Source organism: Olavius algarvensis spirochete endosymbiont (genome assembly GCA_900608495.1).
Taxonomy (GTDB): Bacteria; Spirochaetota; Spirochaetia; order DSM-2461; family DSM-2461; genus UBA2779.
The window spans coordinates 25,186-36,542 of the sequence record UWYT01000274.1 but is presented as its reverse complement, the minus strand read 5'-3'; the positions used below and the strand labels follow the sequence as shown (position 1 = coordinate 36,542).

8 protein-coding genes are annotated in these 11,357 nt (G+C 43.7%); 3 read left to right on the top strand and 5 right to left on the bottom strand.

The features are described from left to right. Nucleotides 1-880: GHMP family kinase ATP-binding protein (locus S1OALGB6SA_RS08300; protein ID WP_148084056.1), on the top strand; the 880-nt coding region annotated here is incomplete at its 5' end. 25 nt (nucleotides 881-905) lie between these two features. On the opposite strand, the gene S1OALGB6SA_RS08295 is transcribed toward S1OALGB6SA_RS08300, so the two are convergent. Both S1OALGB6SA_RS08295 and S1OALGB6SA_RS08290 read right to left on the bottom strand, forming a co-directional pair. Then, nucleotides 906-1,757 carry a TerB family tellurite resistance protein gene (locus tag S1OALGB6SA_RS08295; protein WP_037562930.1) on the bottom strand — a complete coding sequence of 284 codons (852 nt, stop codon included), beginning with the start codon at nucleotides 1,755-1,757 and terminating at the stop codon, nucleotides 906-908. Nucleotides 1,758-1,963: 206 nt separating this feature from the next. Then, nucleotides 1,964-3,448, bottom strand: coding sequence for an adenylate/guanylate cyclase domain-containing protein (locus tag S1OALGB6SA_RS08290; RefSeq protein WP_081950075.1), 1,485 nt, complete (start codon nucleotides 3,446-3,448; stop codon nucleotides 1,964-1,966). 65 nt (nucleotides 3,449-3,513) lie between these two features. On the opposite strand from S1OALGB6SA_RS08290, the gene S1OALGB6SA_RS08285 reads away from it, so the two are divergent. Next, nucleotides 3,514-4,650, top strand: a complete 1,137-nt coding sequence (locus S1OALGB6SA_RS08285) for a P-loop NTPase (protein WP_037562931.1) — start codon at nucleotides 3,514-3,516, stop codon at nucleotides 4,648-4,650. 107 nt (nucleotides 4,651-4,757) lie between these two features. Then, the gene (locus S1OALGB6SA_RS08280) at nucleotides 4,758-5,525 is read left to right on the top strand and encodes a J domain-containing protein (protein ID WP_077067588.1); all 768 of its coding nucleotides are present in this window, start codon (nucleotides 4,758-4,760) and stop codon (nucleotides 5,523-5,525) included. A 120-nt stretch (nucleotides 5,526-5,645) separates the two neighbouring features. Here S1OALGB6SA_RS08280 and S1OALGB6SA_RS08275 read toward each other — a convergent pair whose 3' ends face one another. The 3 genes from S1OALGB6SA_RS08275 to cfpA all read right to left on the bottom strand — a co-directional run bounded on the left by S1OALGB6SA_RS08275 (nucleotide 5,646) and on the right by cfpA (nucleotide 11,315). Further along, nucleotides 5,646-8,264, bottom strand: coding sequence for a putative PEP-binding protein (locus S1OALGB6SA_RS08275; RefSeq protein ID WP_037562935.1), 2,619 nt, complete (start codon nucleotides 8,262-8,264; stop codon nucleotides 5,646-5,648). A gap of 63 nt (nucleotides 8,265-8,327) precedes the next feature. Then, nucleotides 8,328-9,335, bottom strand: a complete 1,008-nt coding sequence (locus S1OALGB6SA_RS08270) for a hypothetical protein (protein ID WP_052080124.1) — start codon at nucleotides 9,333-9,335, stop codon at nucleotides 8,328-8,330. Between the two features lie 3 nt (nucleotides 9,336-9,338). Beyond that, nucleotides 9,339-11,315, bottom strand: coding sequence for a cytoplasmic filament protein CfpA (cfpA, locus tag S1OALGB6SA_RS08265; RefSeq protein WP_124033144.1), 1,977 nt, complete (start codon nucleotides 11,313-11,315; stop codon nucleotides 9,339-9,341). Between the last annotated feature and the right edge of the window lie 42 nt (nucleotides 11,316-11,357).

The following is an 11,357-nucleotide window of genomic DNA, read 5'->3' as shown; positions in this document are numbered from 1 at the left end:
CACATCAATCGAGCGGGATAAAAACAAAGACGATCAGCCATGCGTGGCTGTTGGAACACCAAATGAAATCGGTGAAGACCGTGCAGGTTTTTTGAAACTGCTGAAAAAACTCCAATCCGAAATAGCAGGGCCAGACGATTTTGGAAACGGAACTTGGAGGGAAATCAACGGAGTCCCAAGAACTGGAGGTTTTGGTTCATCTGCGGCGCTTTGTGTCGCAATCTCAAGAATTGCACTAAATAGAGCCGCACAGATATACGACGTACAAGTACATAGTTTAGCAAACCGGCTTGAAACCCTCTTTCATGGGAAAACTTCAGGCATCGATACCGGAATGGCTTGTGACAATGGTGCTTCCGCATGGTTTAGCTCGCTTCAGGGGCCACCGAAGCGCAGAATAATCCGCATTCCGAAATGGCATATTATATACGGGGCTGTTCCCAGGAACCGAAGCACCGAGAGTTCAATTCGACAACTCGAACACAAAACAGAAAAAACTCACTTCATGTCGTCAATGAGGAAGCTAGGCAGAATCGCCGTGGATTTTCTTAGCATCATGGAAGGGAATTCACCAGAAGTCTTTGCGAATGCAGCTTCGAAATTGGTAAACCATGCGCAAGAGATACTGGCCACTCTCAATCTCTCAAATCCAATCTTGGATAAGATTTTTGAACTGGCAATAAGATGTGGAGCAAACGGAGGGAAACTTAGCGGAGGGGGCTCAGGCGGCGCTTTTTTCATATGTGCCAAGAATAAGAAAACTCGAAATGAAGTCTTGACGAATTTACCTCGTTATCTTACCGAAGAAAACATCCACCTTTCGTTCCCATTAAAAGCGCTGGATTTCAACAATCACTCACATGGTGCCAGGCACCCATGAAATCCATCGTTCAAGCGCACCAATATCAATATCCACGACTCATGCGAATCGAATCCCAGGCTTCTTTGATTTCCCGAAACTTTGCATTCGCCAGATCCGTGAAATCCTTCGGTAACCCCTTGGCAGCGATTTTATCCGGATGATATTCAGAAACCTTTTTCCTATATGCTTTTCTCACCTCATATTCCGAAGCATTTTGGGGTATATCCAGCACCTCATAAGCACGTTTCAACGAGGATGTTTCACTCTTGCCTGCTGAACTTCGATACGATTGGTAACCTTGCTCCCCAGCAAGTCCATAACGATTTTTCAAAGACTGATAAAAGCCCGATCGAAAACCGAAAATCTGTGCCGCCTCACCCATCATTTCATCTTCTTTCGGATGAAGTCCACCCTCCGCAGCGGCGACGCGCACCATAATTATCAGCATCATTTCCAGAAGTTGAGGTCTACTGCGAAAAGTGCTGGCAGCCTTCCGCGCATATGTCTCTATGCTCGTCTTACTTGTCGCAGCCTTCCGAAAGGTTGAGAGAGCGGACTCAACACTTGTGGGATCGGTAATTCTAAGATCGTTAATCACGATACTTCGAAATATCCTCTCCTCATTCGAACTAATCCCACCATCGGCCGCTGCCACACTTCCAAGCATTGAAAAGAGCGTTTCCATAAAAACCGAGCCATCAGCGCCCACTCCCCAACCAGAAAACCAACCCGCAGTACCCCCGCTCCTCCTGGAATCTCGAAAAACTCGTACCCCAATGCCAGCCCCAATCGAACTACCTACCAATGCGAATAGAATTCCAAATAGAAAACCCCCAAGGTAAGTTCCGACAAAAAAACCAATAAGCGCTCCAATGAGCGATGCCGGATTAATCAATATGCTCTCCTCACAGAATATTCATCTAAGGAACCCTATCTAAGGCATCAAACAAACTTACTGTCAAAACAGTTTACCGGTTCAGCATCGCACATGGCAGCAATACTTCATGCGCGGCAGTTCTTTGGCAAGCCCAACATTTTCTTAGTTCCCGACTAATAAATTACCCAAACCCAGAAGACACAGCAAGTTACATTACCGCAATATTATCGGGAGTCCATGTTCCCTAGAATCTCCAGTTCATCCAAACGTTGACGCTCCAGAATAGACGCTTTGAGGTTCGAGAAGAACAATGGGAATACCACATTATAGAAATAGTTTGCCTGCACGTTGATGTCCTTATTTACAGAATACCGTCGTTGCACAACTTTTTGGGTTTCTCCCATCCAATTATCGAATTCATCCAGTGCACGTTCACCACCGATTTCAATCACTTCCTTTCGCTTTACCGAATCTTGAAGTTTCCCCAAGATCATAAGAAGATCAAATAAGGATAATCTTTGGTTGATTATTTCATTTGCCTTGTTATCATCATTATTGCACTCTTCCAATAACTGCTTGTACTTCCTCGGAACCATCAGCTTGTAGATGGAAGTCTTTCGAATCTGCACATTTTTCATATCAAAAAGAGCCTCGAGTTGATCGATTACGAAGTGATTGCCCCGATAATACTTCATGAAGCTCATAATATCGTCAGCCCCCGTTGAACCCCTTTTAAGCAACAATTCGCATTGATTCGTAATACTCTCGGGTAACGAAGGATTCACCTGCACACTGTAAGTGTCCAACTTCGCATCATTCTTGTCCTTCAGCAAAATAGACGTTTTACGAAATAATTCTTCGAATTTGATATCCTTGTATACACCATTGGTCGCCTCGGCCTCACGCCTGATTCGATTATGATACTCTTTAGTAATGCCATTTTCATCCAGAACATGAAAATAATCAGAGGTGATTCTCAAACCACCGATGGGCGCGGATGACTCCATCCTCTTTGCATCAATTACCGGCATCCCGATAACATCCCATTGCTTCGCACCGTCCGGTCCAAAATTGCCAACCAGGACATTGCCCAGGGATGCCCCCACTCTAACCCGTATCTGAAACAGGGCATTGAAGGAGGCGGAAGCATATCCTTTCCGCAATTCTCCAAGGATTTCATATGCAGTTATGATAGCTTCAACCGTCGATCTATCAGAGATTTCCTCCAGAAAATTCTTGTCAGTAGTATTGAAAAGACTGCTCACTTTTTGCAATTCGACACAGGTATAGAAAAGCTCTCGGGCTATGTATTTTAATGAATCTATCTCATCAAATTCTTGTATATTCGGATCTATGGGACCGCCATAGTGGAACATCAGGCTGTCTCCCTCAATTTTGTTTAGATATCCTCCATACTTCCCAATAACCCAGTTAAACGCCGAATACAAACCGTTGAGAACTCTCTGATTTTCCAATGGGCTCAGAAATTGCGAGAGAAAGGTATACCGTGCGATATCAAGAAAACCTATTGCAATCATCGTTTCATTTGATTTCGTGTGGATTCCGCCTGTCTCGACAATGGCCTGAACCAGCTGCCTTGAAAGATAGAAATCCCCGATTTTGCGCCTGAGTTCAATCTCGTCTGATACTCGGCTATGTTCAACGCTCGTGTTCATTTCCTCGTCATTGTATACTATATTTCCAGTCATTAAACTAAATTTTCTTTGTTTACACTATGTTAACCTGCAAGGATAATTGAATCACAAGGATGCCAATGATACTGAATGAAAACGTCGATAGAAAAATCATCCCCGTAGCCGGAGGAAAAGGCGGGGTTGGAAAAAGTGTGATTGCCGCAAACCTGGCGCTAAGCATGTGCCTGTATGGGAAAAAAACCATCCTTGTGGATCTAGACCTCGGTGGATCGAACATTCACACCTTGTTGGGACTAAGGAATATCAACCCTGGGATAGGCAACTTCGTTTCTAATAGAAAGTACTCAATAAATGAACTCCTATCTCCAACCGAATGGGAAAACCTCTACTTCATTCCGGGGGATGTGCTAGTCTACGGCATTGGAGAACTCAATAAATCTGTCAAAGCAAGGATTATCAAAGGTCTGCTTGATATTGAAGCAGACTATATAATTGTCGATCTCGGAGGTGGCACCAATTTTACGGTAATTGATTTCTTTCTAATCTCTAATTCCGGTCTCATTGTTACAACTCCTCAGGCCATATCGATCATGAATGCGTACTCATTTCTAAAAAACTATGTTTTCCGATTCCTTCAGCGTGTTTTCGCCGCAGATAAACTCATATCATCCTACTTCAGAAAAACGTTAAAGGAACGACAACCAGGTGACAGAAAAACAGTAACAGACATGATTTCCGATATAAAGAGTATTGATTCTACCCTCGGTAACAAGGCAGACGCCTTTCTCGAAGTGCTGCAGCCAAAATTAATCTTAAACAGAATAGTGGGAATTGAGGACGCCAGCCTGGCTGAAGGTCTGCGAGATCTTTGCGCACAGAATTTATCAATCAATTTGGAAGGACTCGGAACGGTAATGAACGAAGAAATCGTCAATCGCTCCGTCAACCTGCAGCGTCCGTTTATTCTGGATAATGAAGAGAACATAGCCACCGCGGAGATCCATCGTATAGCTCAAAAAATCATTCAAAGCGGGAATTTCCCCAAAATGCCATTGGAACTCGATTATTATGCGGATTCGTTCGAATTGATTCATATAGAAATGGAAAACGACTTGGCTGCCATTCAAGGCAACGTCAAGAATACAGATAGTCAGGTGAATTACGACGTTGATAAACTGCTTGAACTAATACGTATTCAACAAGGAAAAATTCAGGAACTGCAGGGAACCGTTAGGATGTTGTCAATTAGTGAATAACCATCTGTTCACCCTCCCCATTCTCCAAACAATACACAATTTCTGCCGTGGATATCAGACGATCCCTATCAACATTTAGACTGAACGGACGCGTCCCGGTTCAGCAATTGAACTCATTATTCAGAGAACTCGTAAAAAAATATCATCCGGATAAAGTGCGCGATTATCCAGATTGGGCAAATGAGCGAATGTCTGAAATTAACGATGCCTATGAAACAATTTTGGAATGGCTCGAAAATCCTCCTGCAGAATCAGAAAAAATTGCTGAAAACCATTGGGAAGACCACAAAACTGATGCACGAAGCTTTCACACCGAAGTAGCACCACTGTCCGCTGAACTTGAAATCCAATTTCAGCTCGCGTTTGATAAGTTCTTGAATGGACTGGAAATATACTATCAGTATGGCCTTGAAAACCATGAATATCGTCAAGAAGGAATACGCCGATTTCGTTTCCGTGAAGCCAGTAGATTGATAATGGAGGGTCGGAATAAACTGGAGTTGCTTCTAAAAAACTATCAGCACCCGATTTTTAGGATAGTCGCAAGGTTTGTGCGACTGACAGCCGCGGATATTGGAATCGCCAAACCAAATTTTTATAAGAAGGAACCCTTTCACAAAATTGATATGCGCCTTAATTCGGCTAGACGAGATTTCGACGATGCCATCAAGGAAATCTTCTTTCCCGAATTCATACCTAATCATCTAAGGGGAAGGGCCAAAATCAAACTTTACACCTGTTTCGCAACATTTGTCTTGTACATGAGCATTTTCATCAGGGGAGAAAGGCACAAGATTGGCGTACTGATGACTGCTAGATACGATGCTCTGATGGATCTTATAGGGCTCAAAGATTGGGGGTTGCTTCCGGACTGAAAACTCGTCTCATCACCGGTGGAAAGTCAAGAAATAGTTCAAACCGCGCTTTGGCAGCAAAGCTTTTCAAACACAGTGTACTCCCGTGCTAAGATTGATAGCCGGGAAATTTATCCATTTCTATTTGGGCGTTTTGTCTTTAAGACACTTTTGTGCAATCGTTAATTTCGCCAGTGGGATTCCATACGGCGAGCAACTGACGTAGTTCAAACCCGCTTCCATACAGAAAGGTATATTTTCAGGTTCCGCGCCATGCTCGCCACAAAGCCCACAGGTGAGGTTCGGCTTCACATAGCGACCGCGTTCAGTAGCCATTCCAATCAGCTCTTTTACCGGCTCCTGCAAGTACTGGAAGGGGTTTCTATCCAACAAATCGTATTCATTGTAGGTGGTGAAGAAAGAATTGAAATCGTCTCTACTTAGACCCAGGCAGGTTTGAGTTAAATCATTCGTTCCATAGCTGAAAAAATCCGCATAATTTGCTATCTTATCGGCAAGAAAGGCTGCCGAGGGAAGTTCAATCATGGTACCCACACGGTAGTCGATTCTTTTCTCTCCAAGCTTCTTCCTAAGCTCTTCCTCTATTTGCCTTACTCCAATTATCTCAAAACCTTCAATTTTCTTTCCAAACCTCACGGCTTTTACTTCCCTCGGGTTCGTGACAATGGGAATCATTATTTCGGGGAAGCAAGTAATACCCCTTTCCTTCCTCAATAGGTAGGCGGCCTCAAAAATCGCCTCAATCTGCATGCGATAGATTTCTGGATATGTGATAGCAACTCTTACTCCTCGATGTCCAAGCATGGGATTAACCTCACTTGTCATATCACAACGAAATCGAATCTCGGCCCCGGTTATCTCTGGATGCTCCTTACGATAAAAACTCTCGAATTCATTCATAGCTTCTTTGTTGTGGGGTAAGAATTCATGTAGCGGAGCATCCAGAAGTCGAATAGTCACCGGTTTTTCGCCCATTATCTCGAGAAGTTCCAGGAAATCCGCAATCTGCATTTTCTTAAGCTTGGTAAGAATTCTTTCCCGTTCCTTCTTATCGGATGCGATAATCAGCGATCTAAATATCGGGATCCTCTCCTTATGAAAAAACATATGTTCAGTTCTACACAGACCTATCCCCTCAGCAAGAAATTTCTTGGCCAGTTTCGCATCCGAGGGCTGATCCGCGTTGGCATGGACATCAAAATTCTTTATATGCCTTTGAACCACATTGAGAAAATCAATCAAACCACAAGTATCGATATTTGGTTCGATAAGCTCAATCTTTCCAAAGTAGATAACTGGTTTGTCGTAGAAGGGGACATCGAGGCTGATATAATCGCCCTCTTTAACTATTTGATTTTCTATCTTTAAACCTGCCTCCGTAAAAAGAATACTCGGATTTACCATGGCAACCTTGCCAAGCGATCTAGCAACAACAGGTGCATGAGATGCGTATCCGCCCTCTCTCGTAAGAACTCCCCGAGATGCTTCAATGGCCTTTACATCGCCGGCATATGTGGCAGGCATCGCTAGAATGAAATTTGTATCCTGTCCACTCTGGCTGGCAAGTCGGAATTGTTTCATAAGTGTCTCGGTAGAAAAGTAAACCCTGCCAACAGCGGCTCCCATAGCGCCTGAGATTCCTCCAGCAACCGACGGCACTTTGGTTGCCACACGCTTGTCTATGATTGGATGCAGTAACTCGGAAAGACGACTCGGCTGTATCGCATTGATTACATACGGTTCATCAACATGCTTGCTCCGCAGCAAGCTCAACAGTGTTCGTATCTCTGCCTGAGCCGATTTCTCCGCGACAGCAGATTGATCAATAATCCATAGTTTACCATTCTCCACATTAAATTTGATGTTTCGTATTTCCCTGTTATTTAATTCCAGTTGCTTACCTATTTTTTGGAGTTGTTCCAGGTAGTTCTTCTTAAACTTGCCAATCGGTTGACCATCGGCCTTGGTGGCATCAAAGGAATTGGGAAAAAATTTGCCTGCCAGGGTATCCTCACCGCTAACAGGATCGCGAGTGTAATAACTACCAAAAAAGCACTCCTCCCCATAATTCCCGAAAGTCATAGCTTGAATCAGAATCGCAGAATCATTTAGTGTTTCACTATCTGCAAATAACTTCAGGAAAAGTTCTTTCACATACGAGAATTGCTCGTGAGCTCCTTCGAATATTGCCTTCGGATATATCTTTTGCACATCGATAAGAATTTGTTTAATCAGCGTGGTTGTTTTAGCTCGCTTCAAGGCAGTTAGTGTACTCTCCAGAATTTGCTTGCGAGCGTCATTGGAACAAATCAGAGTTTCCAGCTCTATGATTCTCAGCAAAACCCCTCGATATTCGTGATAGGCAAAATCTTCACCAACAAAACTTGCGAATCCGTCGATCGTTGCGTCACAAAGTCCAACGTTATGAATGCTCGAGAAGGTATGAACCATGTTCAACATCGGGCTTACAACAAGTTTAACCAACAGCGGGTTGTCTTCATTCCACTTCTTCTCCAGAATATCGCCCATTTTATCAAAGGCCTCTCGATAGCTTCCAATATGTGATTCCGGATTGTCCTCATCTTCTTTTAGAAAAGCCTCTGTCAGAATGAAGCCAGGAAGAATTGGAATCCCAAGTGCGGCGAGGTCCATAAGACTCCGCCCCCGCATGCCAAAGTGTTGAATGATTTCCTCATCTTTGGTAAACTCGTTGCTGCTGAACGAAAAAATCCTTTTCATAGTTCCTCCCTAAATATCGTCCCCGTGATTAACCTGAGAATTTCAGAACAAGTGTGAAGCTAATCAGAAGAGCCTTAAAACTGTACCGTGGGGGCCATGCAAAAAGGCTTCGAATCTTGAACTGGCTCCTTCGAATAAGTACTTTCTGAGTTTGGAAAGTTCTCCAGGGGAATCACCTGCCACACTGAACATGATAGGTGTTCCGTGCTTAACCTTGCCCCATTTAAAAAGTGCATTGATATCATTGATTCTCTCGCCCTCATACCAAATCAGCACATCAAGTCCCGGATACTTCAACTTGTAACTCTCTATGATTTTTTTCCAAGCTTCCACATTACCATTGTGAAATAATTCATTGGTAACGTTTACTGCAATTTTAACAGCGGTGGTTTTCTTCGTTCTAACTCCAGGCGCAATAGAAGCTGTCGCAGATGCAGGCCTGGTGGTTTCCTCATGCACAGAGTCCAAGTACGTCGATTCGGGAATGACGACCGCTTTTCGCTTCTCTTCAGGAACAATAAATTTCTTGCCTGGTCTGTTTGTCTGAAAAACTGGTTTCATCCGAAGCTTACTTCCGTAAAGCAGCTTATAAACACCCTTCACGGCGCTTGCAAGTTCGGCAGGTTTGATTTCGGCAAGCGAACCAACATAGCAAACCATGCACTCATCCTTGGCCAGTGGCAGAACTGCTTCCCAAGGTGTTAAAATCTCGGGATTTAAGAGATGTATTCCATCGTTGGCATCGAGATACACGAGCACAACCTGTAAATTCGTCCAGCTGCGAACTGTCTTGGAAAGCAAATCAATTGATTCAACCCTATCCTGGAGATTCTGAGAATCAAAGGCATAGACAAATTTCTCCACCAACAAGATGTGGACGATGGGCCTAAGCTGATAATCTTCTATCACTCCCTCGTCCAATGCGGAATTCAACACATCAGCCAAGTTATAGCCATCACTGACATTTCCCGCGAATTCCTGCGCCGCTCGGAAATGGCTTAACGCCAGATTGTACCCCTTCCTGCGGGCCATTAGATTGAGTTGGTTATTCCGAATCGACGCAGTAGTCATCTTTTACATCTCACTTAGTTCATCGAGATTTACTTTTCGCTTGCCGGAACGAGCGGGAGTGACATCCGCCTTCCCCTTCGGCTTTGCAGTAGTCTGTTTATTCTTGGATTTGACAGTCTCAGCATACTGGTTTGTTGGAGGCGTGGTTGTTTCTTCTTCGGCAAAGCTCTGATGAATATCCGCGCGAACCGTGGAACGACGACGCTTGAAGGATGCGAATGCGGCATCCTGGAATCCCTTGGACACACCATTTAAGAACTCGTTCAACACATTGGCCATGCCGTTCAGTATGTAGCGCTTCCTCTTGATACTCGTAATATCGACATCAAGGAGAAGTCCTGGTTGGATATGGTAGGGATTAATAGCATAGTCAAATCTCCCAAAATCTCTCTCAAGAGAATCGATTCTTCCATCCAATTCAAATCTCACCTTGGGATTTTCAAAACCAAAAGTCATTTTAGTTTTGTCCCTGGCAGCTTGCAGCATTTTTTTCAGAAGTGTTTTCTCGTACAGATAGGTTTGATTCAGGCGCTCAACATCCGTGTCTTCCGCCCTCAGTTCCATAATCTCCTTCCAAAGCTTGGCTTGCTCTTTGTAAATCGGATCTCCCTCCTTCTCTTTCTGCCTTCTGATTTTCCCAGCAACTTTTCTACTCAAATCATTGAAGTCGTTGACAGCTCCCCAGCCCTTCTTGTTTCTCTCGTAGATAACGCATGCAACATCATATACTCTCATAATCTCCTTGGAATACTCTGTCATTTGATTATCATACGCAGCGCGCATATTGCGCAACTGAGCATTATCGTAGAATTTTAGCTTTATCTGATATCGCTCATCGGGTAATTGAGCGGGGTTGGTATCTTCATATTCTCTAACTATCAGCTCACGGGCATTTTTCAGGTTCTCGACGTATTGATAACCCATTTTTGACGTATCCAATATGGAAGTCAGGTTGTTGACTGAAGTATTGAATCCGCGGTTTCGAATGTTTTCAATATCAATAATTCGCTTGATATTCTCCCTGATATTCAGAGGATCGATGTCTTCAAGATCAATTTCCGCGCGTAAACCTTCAATTTTCTCTATCAAACCCTTAGCCATAAAAGTGTACCGTCTAGAGTCATCGGAATCTTTGTCATCATCCGTAAATTCAGGAACCCGCTTGATTCTTTCGAACATAAGCTCGGTATCAGTCAGCTCCTCTTTGCCCTCATCAACAAGCTGATCCTGGTAAGTTTCAATTTCCCTATCTATCATATCGATGATGGTTTTCGAAATCTGATCCTTAATCAAACTCTCAACTGTTGACTGGTATTGAAAAATCGGGCTGATCAACTCTGAATCCAGAATGTTGATTGAAAGTTTTACGCTGAACACTGTCTTCGGCTTGAACTCATTATCATTGAACGAGCACTTCACAACCGAATATGCATTTTCACCACGAATGAATGCGCCAACATCGGTTTTTTGACGAAGTAATGAGTTTGTCTCATTTTCCAAATCATTGACTCCACGCTGGATGTGTCCCTGAAGATGTCCATACATATTGACAATGGATTTCTCTACCTCGCCGGTGTTGAATTTATCAGCCCCACCGATTTGGTCGAGCAGTTCCGCCATTTCCTTTGGTGTATAGCGCGCAAGGTTCTTTGTCTCCTCCTTATCCACGAATTGGCGAATCTTTTTCACCATCTCGTCTTCGGTAGTGACAATGTACCTGTTAAACATGTTTTGATAATTCTGATTGAAGTAGTTGAAAATCTTTTCCTTCAATCCTCCCATAACATCCAATTCCTGCAGGACTTCCTGGGGCAATTTAGACTTGACAACGTTCAATACTTTGTCAGATTCCTCAACAACTAACCGCTCGTACTCATTCTTCTGGTCACGCCCCTCTTGTGCGAGAGAATTGCGAGAACCAACCGCTGAAGGTCTTGTCGGATGGAATACGTTTGGGCTCCTGGGTAATTCACCAGCCATCTGTTTCTCCTTAGTCCAAGTTTTTTAATGCTACGACCAAAT

Coding starts and splice junctions, on each gene's coding strand:
- S1OALGB6SA_RS08290 (WP_081950075.1), bottom strand. CDS start 3,448: ATGACTGGAAATATAGTATACAATGACGAGGAAATGAACACGAGCGTT.
- S1OALGB6SA_RS08285 (WP_037562931.1), top strand. CDS start 3,514: ATGATACTGAATGAAAACGTCGATAGAAAAATCATCCCCGTAGCCGGA.
- S1OALGB6SA_RS08275 (WP_037562935.1), bottom strand. CDS start 8,264: ATGAAAAGGATTTTTTCGTTCAGCAGCAACGAGTTTACCAAAGATGAG.
- S1OALGB6SA_RS08270 (WP_052080124.1), bottom strand. CDS start 9,335: ATGACTACTGCGTCGATTCGGAATAACCAACTCAATCTAATGGCCCGC.
- cfpA (WP_124033144.1), bottom strand. CDS start 11,315: ATGGCTGGTGAATTACCCAGGAGCCCAAACGTATTCCATCCGACAAGA.